The sequence below is a fragment of the Bacillus sp. NP157 genome (assembly GCA_018889975.1).
Classification (GTDB): Bacteria; Pseudomonadota; Gammaproteobacteria; order Xanthomonadales; family Rhodanobacteraceae; genus Luteibacter.
In genome coordinates this window covers 1,440,263-1,463,452 of the sequence record CP076546.1, presented here as the reverse complement: position 1 = coordinate 1,463,452, position 23,190 = coordinate 1,440,263, and the positions used below count along the sequence as shown (strand labels likewise).

Here is a 23,190-nt window from a genome sequence, read left to right as displayed (position 1 = left end):
ACCCCTGACGTTTTGTCGCTTCGATGAATGTTACTTGCCGATCTTCCGGTCCAGGAAGTCACGGATCAGCGGCATGATCTCGTCGCCGAGATCTTCCAGCGCGAAGTGGCCGGTGGGGAACAGATGGAACTCCAGGTCCTTCAGGTCGCGCTTGTAGGGATGCGCACCGTCGGCCGGGAAGATCGTGTCGCGCTCGCCCCAGGCGATCAGGGTCGGCGGCTGGTACTCGCGGAACAGGCGCTGCACTTCCGGATACAGCGGCACGTTCTTCCGGTAGTCGTACATCACGTCCATCTGGACGTCTTCGTTGTCCGGGCGGTCGAGCAGCGCCTGGTCATGGATCCAGTTGTCCGGCGAGATGCGCGTCTTGTCGTCGACGCCGTCGGTGTACTGGAAGATCGTGGTTTCGGGCTTCACCAGCCAGCGCAGCGCGTCGCGGCTCTTCGCGGCGCCATCGGCCCAGTAGGTCTTGATCGGATCCCAGAACGTCTTTAGCCCTTCGTCGTAGGCGTTGCCGTTCTGGACGACCAGGGCGGTGAGTTTCTCCGGGTTCTTCAGGAACAGCTGCCAGCCGACCGGCGCACCGTAATCCATCACGTACATGGCGTACTTCTGCACGCCAAGGCGCTCGAGCAGGGTGCGCACGAGGTTGCCGAAATTCTCGAAGCTGTAGTGGTACGCCTCGTGGTTCGGCGCGTCGCTCTGGCCATAACCCGGGTAGTCCGGCGCGATGACATGGTAGCGATCGGCAAGGTAAGGGATCAGGTGGCGGAACATGTGCGACGAGGTCGGGAAGCCGTGCAGCAGGAGCATCACGGGGGCGTCGGCGGGGCCGGCTTCGCGATAGGCGATGTCGAGGCCGTCGATCTGCATGCGGCGATGGAAAACGACGGGCGGCCTGGCGTGGGTGGTCATGGCGATGTCTCCAGTAAGGGGGGAGTGGTTCGGGGCGGAGCGACGTGGCGTCGATGGATGTCCCCGGCGCCGGTGGATGGGCGTATTGTGGAAATCCGTGGCGGGGCTGGGAACGTGGCGGGGCGCAATTGATTGTTCCGCCGCAAGCAACGCCAGCACGCCGTCGCCGGGTTATCCGCCAACGTGGGCCCGGGCAACGCCGCCGAGATCGGCACCTACATCGTGCCGAAGGGCCAGCCCTTACTGGAGTGGGTGCACTAGGCCAGCGCGCGCCGCGGCAGTGCCTCGGCGATCCAGTCGACGAAGGCGCGCAGGCGGGCGTTATGGCGCTTTTCGCTCGGGTAGACGACGTATACGGGCAGCGGTGCCGGCTGCCACGTGTCCAGCACGGGGAGAAGGTCGCCGCGCGCCAGGGCGGGCGCGGCGGCGAAGGCCAGCGTCTGCACGATGCCGAGCCCCGCCAGTGCGGCGGCTACGTGGGCATTGCTCTCGTTCACTTCCACCGCGCTTATCAGCTCGCCGTCGAAGCCGCGCTCGCGATCGGTGAAACGCATCGGCTGCGCGCGGCCGGTACGCGCCGAGAAGTAGCCGACGATGTCGTGGCCTTCGCGGGCGAGGTCGTCCGGATGCATGGGCGTGCCGCGACTGGCGAGGTAGCCCGGTGTCGCGCAGGTCACCCACGGCAGCTCGGCGATCTGGCGTGCGACCAGGTTGGGGTCGTCGGCCGTGCTGCGGATACCGCAATCGATGCCTTCGCCGACCAGGTCAACCGTCCGGTCGGTGACGCCAACCTGCAGGCGGATCCCGGGATAGCGTTCGCGGAACGCCGGTAGCTCGGGAAGGATCAGGCACGCGGCCACCGATCCGCCGGTGTCGACGCGCAGGGTGCCGACCGGGCTGCCGCGGCCGCCGGCCAGGGTGGTCTCGAAATCGTCCAGCTCGGCCAGCCATTGCCGGGTGCGTTCGTAGTACGCCGCGCCTTCGGCGGTCACGGTCACCCGCCGGGTGGTGCGCTCGAACAGGCGGACGCCCAGTTGCTCCTCCAGCCCCTGGATCAGCTTGGTCACCGTGGACTTGGGCATCCGCAGGCTATCGGCGGCCTTGCCGAAACCACCGGTTTCGACAAGCCGGCCGAACACGCGCATGGCGAGAATGTGGTCCACGATTATTTCCCCGTGTGGATAGTGAAATCGCAAAGCGATTATTTATCCACTGGAAGCGAATAACCATACTTTCGTCCATCGACCGCGCCGCGGTCATCGGAGACCTGTCATGCACGCACTCGCCAACAGCAACATCCACACCACCCGCCACGCCGGCAAGATCGCCCTGGTCACCGGCGGCAGCTCGGGCCTGGGCCTGGCCACCGCCGAGCGCCTGGTCCGCGAAGGGGCCACGGTCTACATCACCGGCCGCCGCCAGGCCGAGCTGGACAGCGCCGCGGCCAGCATCGGCGCCACCGGGATCCAGGGCGACATCGCCGTCGCCGCCGACCTCGACCGCATCTTCGCCACCATCCGCGAGCGCAGCGGCCACCTCGACATCCTGTTCGCCAACGCCGGCGGCGGTGAGTTCGCGCCGCTGGGGCAGGTCAGCGAGGCCCAGTTCGACAAGTACTTCGGCATCAACGTGAAGGGCACCCTGTTCACCGTGCAGAAGGCGCTGGAACTGATGGGCCCGGGTAGCGCCATCGTGCTCAACGGCTCGATGGTTTCGCTCAAGGGCGTGCCGGCGTTCGGCGTCTACGCCGCGACCAAGGCGGCGCTGCGCTCCTTCGCCCGGACCTGGGCACAGGACCTGAAGGGGCGCGACATCCGCGTCAACGTCGTCGCCCCGGGCACGATCGTCACCCCGGCGTACAAGAGCGAGCTGGGCATGAACGACCAACAGATCGCCGACTTCTCGGCCTACACCGCCAGCGTGACCCCGCTTGGCCGGACCGGCGAGCCCGACGAGATCGCGAAGGCGGTGTCGTTCCTCGCCTCCGACGAGGCGAGCTACATCACCGGCATCGAGCTGTTCGTCGATGGTGGCCAGGCCCAGGTCTAAAGGGCTTGCCCGGTGCCCTGGTCGGCGGCGGGACCGCCGGTGGCCAGGGTGTCGGGACTCGCATTACGGCCACGCAGGCTATCCAGCCGCAGGCCATGCGTGCGACACACGTCCACGCCGTTGATGCGCGACTCGCGTGCGTCGCCAAAGGTGATCCGCAGGTCGCGCATGCATGGCCCCTGCGGCAACTGCACGGCGGCCGCGGTGAGGCCACCGGCCAGCGGTTCGCCGAGGTCCACGTTGCTGAAGTCGTCGCTGCCACTTGGCGCCAGCGCGACATGCGACACGCTGTCGGCGGTCGCGTTGACGAGATTGAACGGCGCCGAGGTCGGTCCGCGCGATGCGTTGGAAGCACAGCCGGCCATCGACAGGGCGGCGACGAGGGTGGCGAGGCAGGGCAGGGAAGGGGACATGGGCGACTCCGTCACGAAGGGGCGCGCACGTGGCCCCGGCGAGGCCATCACGCCCCACGGCAGGCCCGTCGGGAACGTATTTGGGACGAATCGTCGTAGCAGCGTGACCAATGGCAGCCATGCCATCTTTCGCTTCCCAGCCGCGCGAGGCGGTGCCTAAGATGGCCGCGCCACCCCGCTGGATACACCGATGAAGGTTCGCCTGGGCACGACGCAGATGGGCATGTCGCGATACCTCAGCCTGTGGGGTGCGGTCGCCGTCGTGTTCGCGCTGCAGGGTTACATGCGTGACGACCTGGGCGGCAGGACCTGGGACATGAGCGACTACCTGCGCTGGTCGATCATCCAGTGGTTCACCTGGGCGGCGCTGGCTCCGCTGGTGTTCCGCCTCGGCGAGCACTTCCCGGTGCGCACTCCATTGCGCTGGCGTGAGCTGTGGATGCCGCTGCTGGCCAGCGTCGGCATGACCGGACTTGCCTTGCTGATCGGCGCGCTGGTCTCGTCGGTGACCGAAGGCTCGAGCCTGGCGCTGCAGTGGCGCCAGTTCGTCGGCCAGCACGCTGCCACGGGGATGTTGACCTGCTGGGCGCTCTTTGCGATCCAGCAGGCGATGCAATACCGAGAGGAGAAGGCCCGGCGCGAGCTCGAAACCTCGGAGCTGGCTTCCGAGCTGGCGCAATCGAGGCTGCAGGTGCTGCGCACGCAACTGCAGCCACACTTCCTTTTCAACACCATGCATGCCATCGCCACCCTGCTGCACGAGGACGTGACCTCGGCCGAAGACATGCTGCTGCGCCTGAGCGACCTGTTGCGTGCCTTCCTCGACGAATGCCAGGGCCAGGAGATCACGCTGCGACAGGAGCTGGTGTTGCTCGATCTCTACCTCGGCATCCAGCGCACGCGGTTCAAGGATCGCCTGGATACCCGGATTTATATATCGCCCGACACGCTGTCGTGCGCAGTACCCAGCCTGATCCTGCAGCCCATCGTCGAAAACGCGATCCGCCACGGCATCGGCGAGCGGGTTGGCACGGACTGCGTGGAGATCGAGAGCCGCCGCGAAGGCGACATCCTCACCATCGAAGTGCGCAACCGCAACAGCGTGCTCGAGCCCGGCGGTTCGGCCAGCGAAGGCCACGGCATCGGCCTCTCCAATACCCGCCTGCGCCTAAGCGAACTTTACGGAAGCGCCGGGCAGGTCGAGTTGCAGATGCTCTGGCCACAAGGTGTTGCCTGCCGCCTGCGCATGCCGTTCCGCCTGGTCGAAGATGACGACGCCGACGACGCGCCCGAGGTCGCCGCGGCATGACGCTGTCGGTGCTTGTGGTGGACGACGAGCCGATCGCCCGGCAGGCCGTATTGCGCTTGCTGCGCGACGACCCCGCCATCGGCGAGCTGGCCGAGTGCGGCGACGGCGCGTCGGCGGTCGACGCCATCCGGATGCGCTCGCCCGACCTGGTCTTCCTCGATATCCAGATGCCGGCGATGAATGGCCTGGATGTGTTTCGCACTGTGGGCGTGGAGCGCATGCCGGCGACGGTGTTCGTCACGGCGTATGAGCAGTACGCCGTGCGCGCGTTCGAGGCGAACGCCGTGGACTACCTGGTCAAACCGTTCAGTCGCGACCGCTTCGCCCAGGCACTGTCCCGGGCGAAGGCACGCTCGGCCGCCGGGGGCGGGGCCGACGCGTCTGCGCGGATCATGCAGGCGCTCGATGCGCTGCAACGCCGCGATGCCTACCTCGAGCGTATTCCCGTGCGCGAGAGCGAACAGGTCACCTTCGTCGACGTGAACGACATCGTCTGGATCCGGGCGAACAAGAACACGGTGGTGATCCACCTCGCCGACCGCGAACACGAGATGCGCGAGACGATGACCAGCCTGGCCGAGCGCCTCGATCCTCGCCAGTTCGCCCGCGTGCATCGCTCCGCCATCGTCAACGTCCGCCGCGTACGGGCCGTGCACCCGTGGTTCAACGGCTACCACGTGGTGACCATGGACACCGGCCAGAAGCTGCGCATGAGCCGCTACCAGCACGAGGCATTCCTGAAGCTGGTCTCGATACAGGGCTAGGCGACGACTCGCGGGCCGGGTGTACCATCGCGTTTTGACCTTGCGATAAGCGTGCCCATGACCAAGAAGCTGAAGATCGACTTCGTCTCCGACATCGCCTGTCCCTGGTGCGTCATCGGCCTGGGTGGCCTCGACCGCGCGCTGGAAAACCTGCGTGGCGACGTGGAGGCGGAAATCACCTTCCATCCGTTCGAACTGAATCCCGACATGCGCGCGGGCGGCGAGAACACGCTGGAACACATCGTCGCCAAGTACCGCATCCCCGCCGCCGAAGCGCGGGTGAACCGCGAGCGGATCAAGGCGCGTGCCGCGGATGTCGGCTTCACGATGAATACGTCAGACGACAGCCGCATCTACAACACCTTCGACGCGCACCGCCTGCTCGCATGGGCCGCGGGCGAGGGTGATGGCCGCCAGCACGCGCTGAAGCAGCAGCTGTTCGTGCTGAACTTCACCGAGCAGGCCGATCCGGGCGACCGCGATGCGCTGGTGGCAGCCGCGGGCAAGGTGGGTCTCGACGAGTTGGCGGCGCGCGCGGTGCTGGAATCCGACCGGTTCGCCGACGAGGTCCGTCGCGACGAAGCCCTGTGGCAGGGGCGCGGGATCACGGGCGTGCCGGCCGTGGTCGTCAACGATCGCTACCTGATCTCCGGCGGCCAGCCGGCGGAAGAGTTCGAGCGCCAGCTTAGAAAGATCGCCGCTTCCGGTGAAGATGCATAAGCGAGCGGGCGCGCAGGAAGAAGCCGGTGTGGATGGCCAGGATCAAGACGCCGACCGTGGTGGCTGGCATCGTGCCTGCGCAGAAGATCACCGCGGCGAGGGTGTAGAAGGTCAGCGCCGTCCATAGCCAGGCCACGAACAGGACGCGCGGGCTTATCCGGCCGTTGGCGATGCCGTCGAACATCGCGACGCGGGCGGCGATCTCGCCCATCGGGTCGCTGGCGTTCGGCTTGGGCGTGGCGCTGAATGGCCACGCCTCTTCGGACGGCGTGCGCTCGGTGTCGGGCGACGGCCGCCCGGCGTGCAGGAGTGGCAGCGGTGGACGGTCGAGCGACCCGGCCGGATCCTCGACCACGAAAGTGGCATTGCCGATCTTGATTTCACGTTCCATGTCGTCGCCCCCGCTGACGCGCCGAGTCTAAGTCGGGGCCGAGCGGTTGCGCCAGCGTCTCCTTGCGCCCCTGGCGCAGGAACATACCTAAGGGTGTACCAAATCACGACTGTCACGACTAGAATGGCGTACTGGCCGGTGCAGTTATGACCGGGCCCGAGATGCGCTAGCCAGCGGCAACCTGGGCGACTGGCGCGGACTTCTGTTCGTCGTCGGAGATTTAGCTTGAGCCCGTCCGCTCCACTGCGTGTCGTCCCGGTCGCCAGCAAGGCTGACCTGAACCAGTTCATCAAGGTACCCGCTGCCATCCTCGGCTCCGATCCGAACTGGATCCCGCCGCTCCACCTGGAGCGCAGCCTGCACCTGGGTGCCAAGACCAACCCCTGGTTCCAGCATGCCCGCTGGCAGGGCTGGATCGCCTGGCGCGGCGACAAGCCGGTGGGCCGGATCAGTGCGCAGATCGACGATCTCCATCTGGAGCGCCACGCCGACGCCACCGGTTTCTTCGGCATGCTCGACGCCGAGGACGACCAGGAAACCTTCGCCGCGCTGATCAGCGCCGCCGAGGGATGGCTGCACGACCAGGGCATCCAGCGCGTGCGCGGCCCGCTCAGCCTCTCGATCAACGACGAAGTCGGCCTGCTGGTCGATGGTTTCGACACGCCGCCCGTGTTCATGATGGGCCATGCGAAGCCGTATTACGGCGAGCGCATCGAGCGCGCCGGCTACACCAAGGCCAAGGACATGCTTGCCTACATGATCGCGCCGGACTTCCCCGCGCCGAAGGTCATGGATCGCCTGCTGGCCAAGGTGCGCGACCGCATCCGCGTGCGCCCGCTGGACACCAAGCGCTTCGACGAAGAGCTCGCCATGCTGCGCGACATCTTCAACGACGCATGGGCGAACAACTGGGGCTTCGTGCCGTTCACCGAGGCGGAGTTCAAGGACCTGGGCCACACGCTGCGCGTGTTGATCGCCCCGGAACTGATCCAGGTCGCCGAGCTCGATGGCGAGCCGGTGGCGTTCATCGTCGCGCTGCCCAACGTCAACGAGGTCATCAAGGACTTCGGTGGCAGCCTGTTGCCGTTCAACTGGGCGAAGCTGCTCTGGAACCTCAAGGTGCGCTTCCCCAAATCCTCGCGCGTGCCGCTGATGGGCGTGCGCCGTAGCCTGCACAACACGCCGCTTGGGCCGGGCCTGGCCTTCCTGGTGATCGACGCGGTCCGCCACCATCTGGTGGCACGCGGCGTCGAGCAGGTCGAACTGTCGTGGATCCTCGAGGACAACGCCGGCATGCGCAACATCGTCGAAACCATCGGCGGCCACGACTACAAGCGTTATCGCGTGTACGAGCGGGTGCTTCCGTGAGCGGGCGGGGCTCGTCGCGGACGACCATCATCGTGGTCGTCGCCATCCTCATCATCGCCGTCCTGTGGTGGCTGGGGCGCGGTGGCGGCGGCAACAAGCAGGCCGCCGAGCAGGCCGTGCCCGTGGTCACCGCCGCCGCTCGCCAGGGCGGCTTCGTGGTCTACCGCGCGCAGCCCGGCACGGTGACCCCGTCCAACAGCGTGCTCGTGCGTAGCCAGGTCGATGGCCTGCTCAAGCGGGTGGCCTTCAGCGGCGGCCAGGTGGTCAAGCAGGGCGACCTGCTGGCCGAAGTCGATCCGCGCGAAGCCCAGGCGCAGTTGCAGCTGGCCAACGGCGACCTTGGTCGCAGCCAGGCCCAGCTCGCCAATGCGCAGGAAACGCTGAAGCACTACGAGGCGCTGCTCGCGCAGGATTCGATCTCGCGCCAGCGCGTGGCCGACCAGCAATCGCTGGTACGCCAGTACACCGCCGAAGTGAAGTCCGAACAGGGCCGCATCGGCAGCGCGAACCTGCAGCTTTCCAACGCACGCATCACCGCGCCGATCTCCGGCACGGTCGGCCTGCGCCGGGTCGACCCGGGCAACCTGGTCGGTCCGTCGGATACGCGCGGCATCGTCGTCGTGACCCAGTCGCAGCCGAGCAAGGTCGTGTTCTCGATGCCGGTGAACGTGGTGCCGGGCGTGCTGGAACGGTTGCGCGCGGGTGACTGCGTGCCGGTCGATGCCTACGGCGACAGCCCCGACGACGTGCTCGCCACGGGCCACCTGCTCGCGGCGAACAACCAGGTCGATCCGGCCACCGGCACGGTAAAGTTCGAGGCCGAGTTCGCCAACGCGAAGGACTCGCTCCTGCCCAACCAGTTCGTCACGGCGCGCCTGCCCGTGCAGGTGCTTGCCCAGGCCGTGCTGGTGCCGGCCGCGGCGATCCAGCAGGGTGCCCAGGGTGCGTTCGTCTACGTGCTCAAGGACGACAAGACCGTGGCCGTCGTGCCGGTGAAGGTCGGCGCGGGCGACACCGCGACCACCGTCGTCACCTCGGGCATCGCGGCGGGGACCCAGGTCGTCGTCGAGGGCGCGGACCGGCTGCGCGCCGGCACCCGCGTGACGGCAACCACCGCGACGGACACGGCGCCGGCGGCGCCCGCGGCTGGCGCGACCACGTGCCAGCGCGATGAGGCGAGTGCCTCGCCGCAGGCACCGAACGCCCGCCCGTGAATCCCTCGCGCCCGTTCATCCTGAGGCCGGTCGCGACCTCGCTGCTGGCCATCGCGATCCTGTTGCTGGGCCTGTTCGGCTACCGCTTCCTGTCGCTGTCGGCACTGCCCGAGGTCGACTTCCCGACCATCGAGGTGGTCACCGCCTATCCGGGCGCCGGGCCGCAGGTGGTCGCCTCGACGATCAGCGCGCCGCTGGAACGCCAGCTCGGCCAGATGCCGGGCCTGAACCAGATGGCCTCGTCCAGCGCGGTCGGGATCTCGACGATCACCCTGCGCTTCAACCTCGACCTGCCGCTGGACGTGGCCGAGCAGGAAGTGCAGGCGGCGATCAACGCGGCCGCGCCACTGCTGCCCGCCGACATCTCGCAGCCGCCGATCTACCGCAAGGTGAACCCGGCCGATGCGCCGGTGATGACACTCGCGGTGACCTCGCCGACCCTTTCGCTGCGGACCCTGCGTGAACTGGCCGATACCCGGCTGGTGCCGAAGCTGTCGCAGGTGTCGGGGGTGGGCCTGGTCAGCATCGACGGCGGCCAGCAGCCGGCCATCGTCGTGCAGGCCGATCCGGCGCGCCTGCGCTCGAACGGGCTCACCCTCGACGACCTGCGCGGTGCCATTCGCGATGCCAATTCCAACCAGGCCAAGGGTACGCTCGAAGGCCCGGTGCGTTCGTCCAATATCGCGATCAGCTCGCCGATCGACACCGTCGCCGGCTTCGAAGGCCTCGCGGTGGCGCAGCGCGAAGGCGCGGTGGTGCGGCTGGGCGACGTCGCCCACGTCAGCGAAGGCGCCGAGAATGCACGCCTGGCCGCGTGGTCGGGCGACGTGCCGGCGATCATCCTGCGCATCCGCCGCCAGCCGGGCGCCAACGTGGTGGAGGTGGTCGACCGCATCCAGCAGCTGTTGCCGCAGCTGAAGACGACCCTGCCGGCCGCGGCCGACATCACCACGCTGTCGGATCGCACCGACACCGTGCGTGCGGCCGTCCACGACACCCAGGTGGAACTGGTCTTCGCGGTCGTGCTCGTCGTGCTGGTGATCTTCCTGTTCCTGGGCAGTGGCACGGCTACGATCATCCCGGGCGTGGTGGTGCCGCTCTCGCTGGTCGGCACCTTCGCGGTGATGTACCTGGCCGGGTTCTCGATCAATAACCTCACCCTGATGGCGCTGATCGTGGCCACCGGTTTCATGGTCGACGATGCGATCGTGATGATCGAGAACATCGCCCGCTACGTGGAGGCGGGCGAGGAGCCACTCGCCGCGGCGCTGAAGGGCGCGCGGCAGATCGCCTTCACCGTGGTGTCGCTGACCGTGTCGTTGGTCGCCGTGCTGATCCCGCTGCTGTTCATGGGTGGACTGGTCGGCCGGCTGTTCCGCGAGTTTGCGGTGACGCTGGCGGTGGCGATTTTGATTTCCGGCGTGGTCTCGCTGACGCTCACGCCGATGATGTGCGCGCGGATGCTGCGCCGGGTGCCGGAAGCGCGGCAGGGGCGCGTCGCGCAGCGGGGCAAGGCCTGGCTGGATGGCGTGCTGGTGCGCTACGAGCGCGGCCTGGCATGGGTGCTGGCACGCCAGGCGGCAACGCTCGGACTGGTCGCGGCGATGGCCGCGCTGACCGTCGTGCTGTACCTGGTGATCCCGCGCGGGCTGTTTCCCACCCAGGATTCCGGCGACATCCAGGGCGTGACCGAAGCCGCGCCGACGGTGTCGTTCGCCGCCATGGCCGATCGCCAGCAGGCGCTGACCCGCGTGCTGTTGCAGGATCCCGCCGTCGCCAGCGTCGCCTCGTTCATCGGCGTGGGCGGCGGCTCGGCGTCGCTGAATACCGGGCAGTTGCTGATCCACCTGAAGCCGCTGGGCAAGCGCGATCGCGTGCCCGCCGTCATGGCGCGCCTGGCCGATGCCGCGCGCAAGGTGGAAGGCATCGCGTTGTACATGCAGCCGGTGCCCGACCTGACCATCGACGACCGGGTCAGCCGCGGCCAGTACCAGTTCTCGCTCGAACACGCCGACCCGGCCCAGCTGGCGCAGTGGGTGCCGCGCGTGCTCGGTTCGCTGCGCGATGCCCACAAGCTCACCAGCGTCGCCAGCGACCAGCAGGATCGTGGCCTGGAAGCGTTCGTCCAGGTCGACCATGACCTCGCCAGCCGCTACGGCGTCACCTCCGCGGCGATCGGCGATGCCTTGTACAACGCGTTCGGCCAGCGCCACGTCTCCACGCTCTTGACCCTGGGCAGCCAGCGGCGCGTGATCCTCGAGGCAGCGGCACCGGCCGCGACCGACGTCGCCGGTGCATTGCAGGGCGTGTACCTGGGCGCCACGGGTGGGGCGGCGGCGAACGCGGCGGATGCGGGCGATCCCTCGGCCGCGCTGATCCCACTCACCTCGATCGCCCAGGTGAGCGAGCGCACGGCGCCGCTGGTGGTCACGCGGCTCGACCAGCTGCCGGCGGCCACGGTGTCGTTCAACCTGGCCCCGGGCGCGTCGCTCGGCGGTGCGATCCAGCAGGTCGATGCCGCCCAGCGCGAGCTGAAGCTGCCGGCCAGCGCACAGTTGCGCTGGGAAGGCTCGGCGGAAGCCTTCCAGGCCTCGCGCGCCGGCCAGCCGTGGCTGATCCTGGCTACGCTGATCACCGTCTACATCGTGCTCGGCGTGCTCTACGAGAGCTACATCCATCCGCTCACCATCCTGTCGACGCTGCCGTCGGCCGGCATCGGCGCGTTGCTGGCGCTGATCATCGGCGGCTTCGAGCTCGACGTGATCTCGCTGATCGGCGTGATCCTGTTGATCGGCATCGTGCAGAAGAACGCGATCATGCTGATCGACTTCGCGATCGATGCGCAGCGCCACCAGGGCCTGGCCCCGCGCGAGGCCATAGTGCAGGCCTGCCTGCTGCGCTTCCGCCCGATCCTGATGACCACGCTGGCGGCGATGCTGGGTGCCTTGCCGCTGATGCTCGGTGGCGGCATGGGTGCGGAGCTGCGCCATCCGCTGGGCGTGGGGATCTTCTGGGGCCTGCTGGTCAGCCAGCTGCTCACCCTGTTCACCACGCCGGTGATCTACCTCGCCTTCGAGCGCGTGCTGCAGCGCCGGGGCCGGCCTGCATGAACCTCTCGCGCGCCTTCATCGGCCGGCCGGTGGCGACCTCGCTGCTGTGCCTGGGGCTGGTGATCGCCGGCCTGGTGAGCTGGCGTTTCATGCCGGTCGCCTCGCTTCCGGAGGTGAACGTGCCGACCATCAAGGTCTCGGCCGACCTGCCGGGCGCGAGCGCGGCGACGATGGCGGCGTCGGTCGCCGCGCCGCTGGAGCAGGCGCTCGGACGCATCGCCGGGCTGACCGAGATGACCTCGGTAAGCACCACTGGCGGTACCGATATCCGTCTCACCTTCGACCTCGCGCGCAATTCGGTCGGCGCCGCGCGCGACGTGCAGGCCGCGATCAACGCGGCGCGCGCGGACCTTCCCGCGGACATGCCGGCCAGCCCGTCATACCGCGAAGTGAGTTCCGCCGACGCGCCCGTGCTGGTGCTCAGCCTGACCTCGCGCGACGCCACGCCGGGGCAGTTGTACGCAGTGGCGTCGTCCACCTTCACCCAGATGCTGTCGCAGGTGGAAGGCGTCGGTGAAGTGGAACTGGTCGGCAGCTCGGTCCCGGCCGTGCGCGTCGCGCTGGATCCGCAGGCGATGAACCAGCGTGGCGTCGGTTTCGAACAGGTCCGCCACGCGCTGGCGGGTGCCGTGTCGAACCAGGCCGCGGGCGCGGTCGAGGTGGCCGGTCGCCAGCTGCAGGTCGCGACCAACGGCCAGCTCGCCACGGCCGATGCGTTCCGTTCGCTCGTGGTCCTCGGGCGCGACGGCAGCGCCGTGCACCTGGGCGAGATCGCACGGATCGAGGATGGCGTGCGCGACCCTTACAACGCGGCACTGGCCAACGGCGAGCCCGCCGTGCTGGCGCTGGTCCGGCACAAGCCGGGCTCGAACATCATCGAGGTGATCGACGGCATCATGGCGCGGCTGCCGGCCGTGCGCGCGGCGCTGCCGGGCAACATGCAGGCAGGCGTCATCGTCGACCGGGCTACCACCGTGCGTGGCTCGCTGCGCGCCGCGGAGCACACCCTCGCGCTCGCCGTCGTACTGGTCGTCATCGTGATGCTGCTGTTCCTGCGCGACCTGCGCATGGCGCTGATCGCCAGCGCGGTGGCGCCGATCTCCCTGCTGGGCGCCATGGTGGTGATGTACGGGCTGGGCTACAGCCTCGACATCCTCTCCCTGATGGCGCTGACCATCGCCGTCGGCTTCACCGTGGACGACGCCGTGGTGGTGGTCGAAAACATCGCCCGCCACATCGAAGACGGCATGCCGCCGCGCGAAGCGGCGCGGATCGGCGCGGGCGAGGTCGGCACCACCGTTCTGTCGATGAGCGCCGTGTTGATCGCGGTGTTCCTGCCGCTGCTGATGATGGGCGGCTATGTCGGCCTGTTCGTCCGCGAATTCGCCGTCACGCTGGCGGTGGTAATCGCCATCTCGCTGGTGGTCTCGCTCACCTTCGTGCCGATGCTGTGCGCCTGGTGGCTCAAGCCGTCGACGAAACAGGATACGCACGGCCGGATCCATGCGTGGAGCGAGCGTACCTTCGCGCGTTTGCAGGTGGCATACGACGATAGCCTGGCCTGGGCATTGCGCCGCGCACCGTTGACGATGCTGTCGCTGCTCGGCGTGCTCTGCCTCAGCGTGTACCTCTACGTCGTGGTGCCGAAGGGTTTCTTCCCGCGCCAGGACACCGGCGAGCTGACCGGCGATTTCGACACCGGCGGCAACACCTCGTTCGCCGTGGCCAGCGGCAAGCTGCGTGACTTCATGGCCACCGTGCGCGCCGATCCGGCCGTCGCCAGCGTGGGCGGCTACGTGGAACGCGACGCCGGCTCCCTGTTCGTCACCCTGAAGCCGCTCTCGCAGCGCGACGCGAGCGCCGACGACGTGGCGGCGCGGATCAACCGCAAGCTCGCCACGATGCCCGGCGGCACGTTCACCGTCACCTCCGTGCAGAACATCCGCGTGGGTGGCCGGCGTAGCCGTTCTTCCAACGAATACACGATCCAGGCCGACACGCCCGAGCTGCTGCGCAAGTGGGCGCCGCAAATCGTCCAGGCGCTGTCGGGCCTGCCCGAGCTGAGCAACGTGCACGGCGGCCTGGGCACCACGGGCGTCGCCACCTCGCTCGACGTGGAGCGCGGCGCCGCGACGGCGGCCGGCATCTCCTACGCACGCATCGATGGCGTGCTGCGCGACGCGTTCGCCGACCGGCGCGCGACCACCGTGTTCACGGCGGCGGACGAGTACCCGGTGATCATGGGCGTGGCCCCGGAGCATGCGCAGTCGGCCGACGCGTTCAATGCGATCGCGGTGCCGGGTGCCGATGGCAGCAGCGTCCCGCTGCCCGTGCTCGGCCGCGTGCGCCAGTTCAACGCACCGTTGGACATCTCCCATTACGGCCAGGCGCTCGCCGCCACGATCACCTTCGACCGCGCCGACGGCGTGTCCAATTCGCAGGCCACCCAGGCGATCCAGCGGGCTATGGACCGGCTGGCCATGCCGCGCTCGGTGCGCAGCACGCTGCAGGGCTCGGCCGGCGCCGCGCGCCAGGTCGCCGACAGCGAGCCGGCCCTGATCCTCGCCGCCTTCCTCACCCTGTTCATCGTCCTGGGCGTGCTCTACGAAAGCTGCGTGCATCCGCTGACGATCCTGTCCACGCTGCCGTCCGCCGCGGTCGGCGCGGTGTTCGCGCTGCTGCTGTTGCGCACCGACCTGGACGTGATCGCCCTGATCGGCATCTTCGCGCTGGTCGGCATCGTGATGAAGAACGCCATCATGATGGTGGACTTCGCCCTGGCCGCCAGCCGCAACGACGGCCTGAGTCCGGAAGAAGCCATCCGCCAGGCCTGCCGCCTGCGCTTCCGGCCGATCCTGATGACCTCGCTGGCCGTGATGGTGGCCGCGGTGCCGCTGGCCGTGTCGCGCGGCGACGGTGCCGAGATGCATGCGCCGCTGGGCATCGCCATGGGCGGCGGCCTGGTGCTCAGTCAGGTGTTGACCCTTTACACGACGCCCGTTGTGTACCTTTACCTTGATCGATTCAGCAGGTGGGCCGTCCGATGGATGCAACATTTCGGGGCAAGGCGCGACGCACGCGCGCCGGCCGTCCAACAAGGGCCGCAGGCATGAGCGCGCGCATCGCCAGCGCCTGCCTGCGCAGCGTCGCCGTGGCCGGCAGCATGTTGCTCGTGGCCGCGTGCACGGTCGGTCCGGACTACGTGCGTCCGGCCGCGCCGGTGACACCCGCGTACAAGGAGGCCGGCCGCCAGCCGGCGCAGGCCGCGAACGCCGCGCCGATCGCCGGTGCTTGGTGGGAGATCTACGGCGACGGCACGCTCAACGCGCTGGTCGCGCAGGTGGCGGTGAACAACCAGTCGCTTGCCGCCGCCGCAGCCCGCGTGCGCGAGGCCCAGGCCCTGGTCCAGGTGGCCAATGGTGCGTCTTACCCGCAGGCCAGCATCGGCAGCATCAAGTCGGGCCGGCGTAACGAGAACGATTTTGGCCTCGGCGTGAGCTGGGAGATCGACCTGTGGGGCCGCGTGCGGCGCGACGTCGAAGCCCATCGCGCGAGCGCGCAGGCCAGCCAGGACGACCTTGCCGGTGCCACGCTGTCGATGCAGGCCCAGCTGGTGCAGAGTTACTTCGCGCTGCGCCAGGACGATGCCCTGATCGAACTGCTCGAGCCGGCCGCGGACAGCGCGACCCAGTGGCAGCGCATGGTCGGTAACCAGTACACCCAGGGCCAGGCCTCCAGCGCCAATGTGTCCGAGGCACTGACCCGTGCCAGCGCCGCGCAGCTGCAGCTCGCCGACACGCGTGCAGCGCGTGCGCAGCTGGAGCATGCCATCGCGGTGATGCTCGGCAAGCCGCCCGCGGAGTTCTCGATCGCCCCGGCGCCGTTCGACACCCCCGTACCGGTGACCCCCGTGGGCGTGCCGGCGACGCTGCTGGAACGCCGTCCCGACGTCGCCGCGAGCGAGCGCCGCATGGCCGCCGCCAGCGCCCGCATCGGCGTCGCCAAGGCGGAGACCCTGCCGTCGATCAGCCTCGCGGCCGGCATCGGCGTGCGCCGCGGCCCGACCGGCACGGCCGACGTGAAGGCGCCGCTGTTCGCGGGCGGCCGGCTCGAGGCGCAGGAGAGCAACGCCAACGAGCAGTACAACGAGGCCGTGGCGAACTACCGGCAGACCGTGCTCGATGCGTATCGCGAAGTCGAAGACGGGCTGGTGCTGACCGGCGCGCTGGGCGACAGCGCGGAGCTGCACGCGCGTGCGGCGGCGGCCGCGAAGGAATCCGATCGGGTGGTGCGCAACCAGTACCGCGAAGGCGTCGCCGATTACCCGGCCGTGGTCGATGCGACGAACGGTGCGCTCGACGCCGGCCGTGGCGAGCTGCAGCTGCGCCTGCGCCGCCTGGATGCGAGCGTCAACCTGATCATGGCCCTGGGCGGCGGCTGGCAGGCCGATGCCCCGCCCACGGTCACCTCGACGCCCTGAGCGGGGCCGGCGCGCTGCGCTGGCGCCGGCGTTTCCGCGAGGGTCCGGCGCTCCCGCTTAAAGCGGGTAGCGCGCGACCAGGGTCTCCAGCCGCGAGCGCGTTTCCTGCGCAAGCGGCGCGGGCGTGCCGTAATGGCGACGACCCGAAAGCGATTCGGCGACCATCTCGTCGTGTCGCGCACCCATCAGGCCGTTGATGGCGGCCAGGAAACGCGACATCCGGTAGGCGTGCTCGTTGGGCGCCAGGACGCGCAGCGTGTCGTAGTACGACACCTGCATGCTGACGATCTTGCGCACCATGTGGAACTGGTCGCCGGCGAACGTCGCGCGGGCCACGGCTTTCTTCAGCCGGCGCATTTCGGCCTGCTGGTAGGCGATGACGCCGGCCTCGCTGTCCAGCTGCGTCTGGCGCAGCGCACGATGGATCCAGGCCCAGATCGGCGGCGCCAGCAACACGCGAAGTTTCATGCCGTGGCGGACCATGGCATTGCGCTTGCCGCCGCGGAACGCATCCTGCAGGTGGCCGAGCACGCGCGTGGTCAGGTCGAACAGGAAATTCGAACGATGGTTCTTGCGGTAAAGCCGCTGGGCGAACCGCAGGTGCTTGTAGCGCGCGCGGATGTGCTTGTACTGCAGGCGCTCGTCGGCGCTGAGGCCTTCGTTGCGCAACAGCTTGTCGACCAGCTTGAGCAGCTCGTCGCGCGACACGCCGTCTTCCCAGAACTGCAGGCACAGCGCGTAGCAGCGCCGCACGGAGTCGTCGGGACAGGCCAGCACGATCGGGTCGGGCAGGGCGGTATGCGCATCGATGATGTCGTCGACGTCCACGGCGTCGAACAACCGACCCAGGGTTTCGGCTGGGAATTTCGGCCAGGCCGGCGCATTACTGGCGTTCATCACTGCACCTCCCCGGGCGTGTAATGGCGAAGCGTGTGCCGCCGGCGATACGCGGCGACGGTGGGAATAAGCGAGAACACCGCCTCCAGGCACTGGCCCGCGAAGTACGCGATGGCCGCGCCCATCAGGCCGATGGCATGGCTGAGGCCGATCAGCAACCCGGCGTAGAGCAGGGCGGCGAGGGCCTGGGCGACCAGCGCGGCACGCTGGCGGCTGGCGATGTAGAGCAGCGATTCCAGCGGGAAGGCGGCCATCGAGACCACCAGCGCGGCCGACATCACCTGCAGCAGGCTATAGGCCTCCACGTACTGCGCGCCGAAGATCGTCGAGATCAGCGGCTTGCCGACGATGATCACCAGCAGGGCGACGAGGATGCCCAGGCCGCCGGCCAGCGCGGCCGAACGCACGCCGAGCTTCCACGGCTGCGTGCTGGCCGGATCGAGCCGCATGATTTCCGGATAGAAGCTCTTCTGCATCAGCGACGCGGGCGTTCCGGCCGCATCGAAGAAAGTGAGCGCGACCTTGAACAGGCCGGCGGCGGTGGGGCCGAGCACGATGCCGACCAGCACGTTGCTGCCCGCGTTGCGCGCGGACCAGATCGAATGGGCGAAGTTGGTGGTCCAGACGAAGTCCCAGGCACCGCGGATGCGCCGGGCCGGTCCGAACAGGCCGGGCCGCAGGGCGTGGTCGATCTGCTGCCGGCGCAGTTCGCGCACGGCGAAGATCCACAACGCGATGTCGCCGGCGAGGCTGGAGACGTACCAGGTGGCGATGAAGCCGGGGAAACCGAGGCCGGCGAAGTAGGCGATGACGCTGCCGATCGCGCGCAGGAAGGGCGTGATCGCACCCTGCACGGCGATCAGGTCGAAGCGGTCGATCGCGCGCAGGATGCCGGTCGGGGTCGCCGCGGTCATCGTCGGGATCAGCGTGCAATAGCCCAGCGCCCACCAGAAATCGGCGGGATCCAGGCCGACCGCATGGCCAAGCCACGGCAGCAACACCATGCCGGCGACCAGGGCCACGGCGCCGCTGGCCAGGTCCAGGCCAAACGACAGGCCGGTGACGTCGCGGAAGCGGTTGAGGTCCTTGTGCGCGAGCGCTGGCGTTCCGAACTGGACGACGAACTGCCAGGTCTGGAACTTCATGAAATCGCTGACGCTCTTGGCGTAGGCCTGGACCACGACCAGCGTGCCGAACAGTGCCGGCGACATGCCGCGGCCCGCACAGGCGAGCGCCAGCAGGCCCAGCAAGGCGCTGACGACGTTGCTGGACCCGAGGTACGACGCGTTGCGCACGATGGCGCGGAACGAGCCATCGGAAAACCAGTGCTTCATCGCGACATTACACCTTCGCGTCCGGCCAGCTGGCGAAGGCGGCGCAGATCGCGTCGATCTGTTCGAAGGTGTGTGCCGCGCTCACGCTGCAGCGAAGCAGCGATTCGTTGTTCGGCGTCGCCGGCGGCACCATCAGGTTCACGTACACGCCGTGCTTGAGCAGGTGGTCCCAGAAACGCAGTGCCTCGAGCTTGTCGCCGACCAGCACGGCGACCACCGCATTGGCCGGTGCGCCAAGGCGGAAGCCCAGCGCGGACAGGCCGGCGTGCAGCCGTTCGGCGTTCGCGCGCAGCTTCTCGCGCAGATCGTCCGCGGCGGCGAGGCGCTTCAGCGCGGCACGCGTCGCCGCGATCGTCGCCGGGGCGAGCGAGGCGGTGAACACGTACGGACGGCTGGCGTAGCGCAGCAGCTCCATGTCTTCGGAATCGCCGACGCAGAAACCGCCGGTGTTGCCGAGGCTCTTGCTGAAGGTGCCGACCACGTAGTCGACCTGGTCAAGCACGCCCATGTCTTCGGCCAGGCCGCGACCCTTGTAGCCGAGCACGCCCATCGAGTGGGCTTCGTCGACCAGCAGGACCGCGCCGTATTCACGGGCCACGGCGACGAACTCGGGCAACGGGGCACGATCGCCCAGCATGCTGTAGACGCCTTCGACCACGACCAGCGTGCCCGCGGCGGCAGCGCCGAGGCGGCGCAGGCGCTTGCCCAGGTCGACCGGGTCGTTGTGGCGGAAGCGGATGGTATCCGCGCCGCTCAGCCGGCAGCCGTCATAGATGCTGGCATGGCTGTCCGCATCGATCATCACGGTGTCGCCCGGGCCGGCCAGCGCGGAGATCATGCCGAGGTTGGCCTGGTAACCGGTGGAGAACACGATGGCGTCGCGCTTGCCGTAATACGCGGCCAGTTCGAGTTCGAGCTCGCGATGGCCCGAATAACTGCCGTTGGCCATGCGCGAACCGGTGGTGCCGGTGCCCGCGCTTTCCAGCGCCTCGCGCGCGGCCGATACCGTCGCTTCGTCGAAGGTCAGGCCCAGGTAGTTGTTGGTCCCGGCAAGGATCGTCGGCCGGCCTTCGATGATGCCTTCGGTCGGCGACAGGATGCGGTCGATCTGGATGCCGAACGGATCGATGCCAAGCGCCGCCAGTTCCTGGCGAACGGCTTGCACCGCCAGCAGCCTGGAATTCTCTTTCACGCGTTCTCGCCCATGGTCTTGAGGATCAGGGTCGCAAGATCGCCCACGGTGCGCACTTCGGCAAGTGCATTGATCGGAACCGAGATGTCGAACTCGTCTTCCACGGCGAGCATCAGGTCCATGACCTTCAGCGAATCGAGCGCCAGTTCGCCGGTTAGCTCGGTACGCTCGGTGATGACCGCGACGCGGCCCTCGGCGATCGGGGTGACCAGGACGATGATCCGTGCCACGACATCAGGATGGTTCATGGGGGTATTCCGGTTGCTGCTTTAGGAGGTCAAACGACGGTGTTGGCGAGGCCGCGCTCAAACCCTAGCGCGGGACGCCAGCCGGTCGCTTGCGTGAAGTCGTTGCCGTGGCATACCCAGTCGGCGTGGGTGAGCTCGCGGACCTTGCCGGGCGTCAGCATCGGCGCGTAGCCGAACAGGCGCGCACCCAGCAGGTTGGCGCTGCCGACCGCGCGCAGCCACGCCGCGGGGATCGTCAGCCGGCGGATCGGCGCGTTGTCGCGCAGCACGCGAGACGCCGTGGCCAGCACGGTGTCCCAGTCGTAGCCCTGCTCGTGGCCATCGTCCAGCTCCCAGGTCTGGCCCGAGCCCTGGCCGTACTCGAGCCACGCCAGCACGGCCGAGGCCAGGTCGGTCACGTGGATCAGCGAGAAGCGTCCGTGTCCGTCGCCCGGGATCGGGGCAAGGCCGCGCGCCATGCTGCGGAACAGCGGCAGCATCTCGCGGTCGCCCGGGCCATATACCGCCGGTGGGCGCAGCACGCTCCACGCCAGCTCGCCGGCCGTGGCCTGCAGGGCGCGTTCGCCGCGCCACTTGCTGCCGGCGTAATCGGACAGCTGCGGCTCGCGTGCGGCCAGCGAAGAGATCAGCAGGAAACGCTTGCACGCGGGCTCCGCCGTCGCCGCCTGCACGACGTCGAACACGCCCTGTTCGTTGACGCGATCGAAGTCGGCACGGGTGGCGCCGCGGACGCTGCCCGCGCAGTGGATCACCGCGTGGGCGCCTTCGACCAGCGCGGCAAGCGCGTCACGGTCGGAGAGGTCCCCGGCGATCCACTTCAGGCCATCTTCGCTCTGCACCGCGCGACCGTTGCGCGGGCGATAGAGCGCGCGCACGCGAAAGCCGGCGGCGACCAACTGGTGGCGCAACTCGGTGCCGATGAATCCAGTGGCACCGGTGAGCGCCACCACGGGCCGCTCGCTGCCCACGGCGCCTGTGTTCACGCGGCGACGGCTTGGGGCGAGCGTTCCTCTTCGCGCCGGGCCAGGTAGTCGCGGCGCGATGCCGAGCGCGACAGCTTGCCCGACGAGGTGCGCGGCAGCGTGTGGCGCGGCACCAGCTCGATCAGGCAGACGATGCCCAGCTCTTCGAGCACGTCGCGGCGGATCGACTGGACCAGCGTCTCGCGGACGACCGGGTCGTGGCTTGCGCACTGGACGACCACGACCGCCACTTCCGCGCCATCCGGGCCGGGCACGCCGAAGGCCGACGCGTCCTGCGAACGCAGGTCCGGCTGGCGTTCGACGATGCGCTCGATGTCCTGCGGCCAGATGTTGCGACCGTTGACGATGATCATGTCCTTGTGGCGACCGGTCACGACCACTTCGCCCTCGTGCAGGTAACCGATGTCACCGGTATCCAGCCAGCCGTCCTGGTCGAGCACGGCGCCAGACAGCGCCGGCTGCTCGTAGTAACCCAGCATGATGCTCGGGCCACGGACCAGGATGCGGCCCACGCGCAGCTCACCCAGGCGGTGGCCTGCGTCGTTGCGGATTTCGAGCTCGTGGCCCGGCAGCACGGGGCCACAGCGGACGAAGCCCGTGCCGGTGCCTGCGGCGACCGGCGTGGCGCGCAGGCGTTCGGCGAGATCGGTCGGGTCGACCCAGTCCACCTTGATGCCTTCCTGCAGCGGCGAGAAGCTCACCGCGAGGGACGCTTCGGCCATGCCATACGACGGCACCATCGCGCGCGCATCGAAACCGGCCGGTGCGAGCATCTCGGCGAAGTTCGCCGGCACGTCCGGCAGGATCGGCTCGGCGCCGATGCCAGCCACGCGCCAGTGCGAGAGGTCGTACGACGCGATGTCGGACGGACGCACGCGACGTGCGCACATCTCGTAGCCGAACGGCGGGCTGTACGAAATGGTGGCCTTTGCCGAGCTCATCAGTTCGAGCCAGCGACGCGGACGCATCGCGAATTCGCGCGTGTCCAGGTAGTCGATCGAACGCTGGCAGGCGACCACGGTGAGCATGCAACCGACCAGGCCCATGTCGTGATAGAACGGCAGCCACGAGACGAAACGATCGTCGTCGCGGATCGCCAGGCCGTGGTTGATCGAGCCGAACGAATTGGCAAGCAGTGCTTCCTCGGTGATCACGGCCGCCTTCGGCGTACCCGTGCTGCCCGAGGTGAACTGCAGGTAGGCGACTTCCTTCGCACCGAGCGGCTTCAGCTCCGCATCGCCCATCGGCAGTGCGTCGAACGCTTCGGGCGTGCCCCACATGGCGAGCTCGAGACCGGCCACCGCTTCCTCGAGGAAACCGACGAAGGCCTTCGAGGCGACTGCGATGCTCGCATCGCACGCCTGCAACATGCCGTGCAGCTTGTGCACGTACGCGTCATGGCCGCCGAGGTTCACTACGGCGGGCAGGGCGACCGGCACCAGTCCGGCGTACTGGCAGGCGAAGAAGAAACGCAGGAAATCGGGCGTGGTTTCCGCCACGAAAGCCAGGCGCGCGCCACGCGGCAGGCCAAGCGTCAGCAAACGCTGGGCCAGCGCAAGCGCCTGGGTCCTCAGCGTTCGGTAAGGCAAGGCGGTTATAAGTTTCCCACCAGCATAGAAGTTGGCCCCGGTCACGCCATTGGCGGCGTAATCGAGCACTTCTGAAAGGCTGGCGAAATCACCGTGCCTTAAAGGTACGGTATTGATGGTAGGCGTCGGTTGGCCGGCTTCTACCGAGAGGGTTCCATCTGCGCTCATAGTCTTATCGCACTCTTCAAACGAGTGGCGCACCGCGGGACATCAC

19 protein-coding genes are annotated in these 23,190 nt (G+C 68.5%); 9 read left to right on the top strand and 10 right to left on the bottom strand.

Annotated features, from left to right (window positions below):
* Positions 1-30: 30 nt before the first annotated feature.
* Both KPL74_06600 and KPL74_06595 read right to left on the bottom strand, forming a co-directional pair.
* The gene (locus tag KPL74_06600) at positions 31-873 is read right to left on the bottom strand and encodes an alpha/beta hydrolase (protein ID QWT22585.1); all 843 of its coding nucleotides are present in this window, start codon (positions 871-873) and stop codon (positions 31-33) included.
* A 299-nt stretch (positions 874-1,172) separates the two neighbouring features.
* Complete coding sequence (locus KPL74_06595; GenBank protein ID QWT21669.1) at positions 1,173-2,078, bottom strand: LysR family transcriptional regulator; 906 nt, start codon at positions 2,076-2,078, stop codon at positions 1,173-1,175.
* A 109-nt stretch (positions 2,079-2,187) separates the two neighbouring features.
* Between KPL74_06595 and KPL74_06590 the strand changes: the two genes are divergently transcribed.
* Positions 2,188-2,964 (top strand): SDR family oxidoreductase, encoded by a 777-nt coding sequence (locus tag KPL74_06590; protein ID QWT21668.1) that lies wholly within the window; start codon positions 2,188-2,190, stop codon positions 2,962-2,964.
* On the opposite strand, the gene KPL74_06585 is transcribed toward KPL74_06590, so the two are convergent.
* A complete protein-coding gene (locus KPL74_06585; protein QWT21667.1) occupies positions 2,961-3,377 on the bottom strand; it encodes a hypothetical protein in 417 nt (138 codons plus the stop codon). The two genes, KPL74_06590 and KPL74_06585, sit on opposite strands and share 4 nt — an antisense overlap.
* A gap of 190 nt (positions 3,378-3,567) precedes the next feature.
* Between KPL74_06585 and KPL74_06580 the strand changes: the two genes are divergently transcribed.
* The 3 genes from KPL74_06580 to KPL74_06570 are packed head-to-tail and all read left to right on the top strand — an operon-like array spanning position 3,568 to position 6,170.
* Positions 3,568-4,686, top strand: a complete 1,119-nt coding sequence (locus KPL74_06580) for a histidine kinase (protein ID QWT21666.1) — start codon at positions 3,568-3,570, stop codon at positions 4,684-4,686.
* Positions 4,683-5,450 carry a LytTR family DNA-binding domain-containing protein gene (locus KPL74_06575; GenBank protein QWT21665.1) on the top strand — a complete coding sequence of 256 codons (768 nt, stop codon included), beginning with the start codon at positions 4,683-4,685 and terminating at the stop codon, positions 5,448-5,450. The genes KPL74_06580 and KPL74_06575 overlap by 4 nt, the downstream gene beginning before the upstream one ends.
* Before the next feature lie 57 nt (positions 5,451-5,507).
* The gene (locus KPL74_06570) at positions 5,508-6,170 is read left to right on the top strand and encodes a DsbA family oxidoreductase (GenBank protein QWT21664.1); all 663 of its coding nucleotides are present in this window, start codon (positions 5,508-5,510) and stop codon (positions 6,168-6,170) included.
* Here the strand turns inward: KPL74_06570 and KPL74_06565 are convergent.
* The gene (locus KPL74_06565) at positions 6,136-6,561 is read right to left on the bottom strand and encodes a hypothetical protein (protein QWT21663.1); all 426 of its coding nucleotides are present in this window, start codon (positions 6,559-6,561) and stop codon (positions 6,136-6,138) included. The two genes, KPL74_06570 and KPL74_06565, sit on opposite strands and share 35 nt — an antisense overlap.
* Before the next feature lie 225 nt (positions 6,562-6,786).
* Between KPL74_06565 and KPL74_06560 the strand changes: the two genes are divergently transcribed.
* Genes KPL74_06560 through KPL74_06540 form a run of 5 tightly spaced genes read left to right on the top strand, consistent with a single transcriptional unit; the run spans position 6,787 to position 16,733 of the window.
* Entirely contained in the window at positions 6,787-7,929 is a 1,143-nt protein-coding gene (locus tag KPL74_06560) for a hypothetical protein (protein QWT21662.1), read from the top strand.
* The gene (locus KPL74_06555; protein ID QWT21661.1) at positions 7,926-9,143 is read left to right on the top strand and encodes an efflux RND transporter periplasmic adaptor subunit; all 1,218 of its coding nucleotides are present in this window, start codon (positions 7,926-7,928) and stop codon (positions 9,141-9,143) included. The genes KPL74_06560 and KPL74_06555 overlap by 4 nt, the downstream gene beginning before the upstream one ends.
* Complete coding sequence (locus KPL74_06550; protein QWT21660.1) at positions 9,140-12,253, top strand: efflux RND transporter permease subunit; 3,114 nt, start codon at positions 9,140-9,142, stop codon at positions 12,251-12,253. The genes KPL74_06555 and KPL74_06550 overlap by 4 nt, the downstream gene beginning before the upstream one ends.
* Positions 12,250-15,366, top strand: coding sequence for an efflux RND transporter permease subunit (locus tag KPL74_06545; GenBank protein ID QWT21659.1), 3,117 nt, complete (start codon positions 12,250-12,252; stop codon positions 15,364-15,366). The genes KPL74_06550 and KPL74_06545 overlap by 4 nt, the downstream gene beginning before the upstream one ends.
* Entirely contained in the window at positions 15,363-16,733 is a 1,371-nt protein-coding gene (locus KPL74_06540; GenBank protein ID QWT21658.1) for an efflux transporter outer membrane subunit, read from the top strand. The genes KPL74_06545 and KPL74_06540 overlap by 4 nt, the downstream gene beginning before the upstream one ends.
* A gap of 57 nt (positions 16,734-16,790) precedes the next feature.
* Here the strand turns inward: KPL74_06540 and KPL74_06535 are convergent, their stop codons facing one another.
* The 6 genes from KPL74_06535 to KPL74_06510 are packed head-to-tail and all read right to left on the bottom strand — an operon-like array spanning position 16,791 to position 23,144.
* Complete coding sequence (locus KPL74_06535) at positions 16,791-17,630, bottom strand: hypothetical protein (GenBank protein ID QWT21657.1); 840 nt, start codon at positions 17,628-17,630, stop codon at positions 16,791-16,793.
* Positions 17,630-18,964 (bottom strand): lipopolysaccharide biosynthesis protein, encoded by a 1,335-nt coding sequence (locus KPL74_06530; GenBank protein ID QWT21656.1) that lies wholly within the window; start codon positions 18,962-18,964, stop codon positions 17,630-17,632. Before KPL74_06530 ends, KPL74_06535 begins: the two co-directional genes overlap by 1 nt.
* Before the next feature lie 7 nt (positions 18,965-18,971).
* Positions 18,972-20,156: an aminotransferase class I/II-fold pyridoxal phosphate-dependent enzyme gene (locus tag KPL74_06525; GenBank protein QWT21655.1), complete on the bottom strand. Its 1,185-nt coding sequence runs from the start codon at positions 20,154-20,156 to the stop codon at positions 18,972-18,974.
* Positions 20,153-20,404, bottom strand: coding sequence for an acyl carrier protein (locus tag KPL74_06520; protein QWT21654.1), 252 nt, complete (start codon positions 20,402-20,404; stop codon positions 20,153-20,155). Before KPL74_06520 ends, KPL74_06525 begins: the two co-directional genes overlap by 4 nt.
* A 29-nt stretch (positions 20,405-20,433) precedes the next feature.
* The gene (locus tag KPL74_06515) at positions 20,434-21,387 is read right to left on the bottom strand and encodes an NAD-dependent epimerase/dehydratase family protein (GenBank protein QWT21653.1); all 954 of its coding nucleotides are present in this window, start codon (positions 21,385-21,387) and stop codon (positions 20,434-20,436) included.
* Positions 21,384-23,144, bottom strand: a complete 1,761-nt coding sequence (locus KPL74_06510; GenBank protein ID QWT21652.1) for a fatty acyl-AMP ligase — start codon at positions 23,142-23,144, stop codon at positions 21,384-21,386. The genes KPL74_06515 and KPL74_06510 overlap by 4 nt, the downstream gene beginning before the upstream one ends.
* Positions 23,145-23,190: the final 46 nt, after the last annotated feature.

Bases quoted from the DNA above. Each gene is read 5' to 3' on its own strand.
- KPL74_06570 (QWT21664.1), top strand. From the start codon at position 5,508: ATGACCAAGAAGCTGAAGATCGACTTCGTCTCCGACATCGCCTGTCCC.
- KPL74_06565 (QWT21663.1), bottom strand. From the start codon at position 6,561: ATGGAACGTGAAATCAAGATCGGCAATGCCACTTTCGTGGTCGAGGAT.
- KPL74_06530 (QWT21656.1), bottom strand. From the start codon at position 18,964: ATGAAGCACTGGTTTTCCGATGGCTCGTTCCGCGCCATCGTGCGCAAC.
- KPL74_06540 (QWT21658.1), top strand. From the start codon at position 15,363: ATGAGCGCGCGCATCGCCAGCGCCTGCCTGCGCAGCGTCGCCGTGGCC.
- KPL74_06585 (QWT21667.1), bottom strand. From the start codon at position 3,377: ATGTCCCCTTCCCTGCCCTGCCTCGCCACCCTCGTCGCCGCCCTGTCG.
- KPL74_06545 (QWT21659.1), top strand. From the start codon at position 12,250: ATGAACCTCTCGCGCGCCTTCATCGGCCGGCCGGTGGCGACCTCGCTG.
- KPL74_06510 (QWT21652.1), bottom strand. From the start codon at position 23,144: ATGAGCGCAGATGGAACCCTCTCGGTAGAAGCCGGCCAACCGACGCCT.
- KPL74_06535 (QWT21657.1), bottom strand. From the start codon at position 17,630: ATGAACGCCAGTAATGCGCCGGCCTGGCCGAAATTCCCAGCCGAAACC.
- KPL74_06575 (QWT21665.1), top strand. From the start codon at position 4,683: ATGACGCTGTCGGTGCTTGTGGTGGACGACGAGCCGATCGCCCGGCAG.
- KPL74_06600 (QWT22585.1), bottom strand. From the start codon at position 873: ATGCAGATCGACGGCCTCGACATCGCCTATCGCGAAGCCGGCCCCGCC.
- KPL74_06590 (QWT21668.1), top strand. From the start codon at position 2,188: ATGCACGCACTCGCCAACAGCAACATCCACACCACCCGCCACGCCGGC.
- KPL74_06580 (QWT21666.1), top strand. From the start codon at position 3,568: ATGAAGGTTCGCCTGGGCACGACGCAGATGGGCATGTCGCGATACCTC.
- KPL74_06520 (QWT21654.1), bottom strand. From the start codon at position 20,404: ATGAACCATCCTGATGTCGTGGCACGGATCATCGTCCTGGTCACCCCG.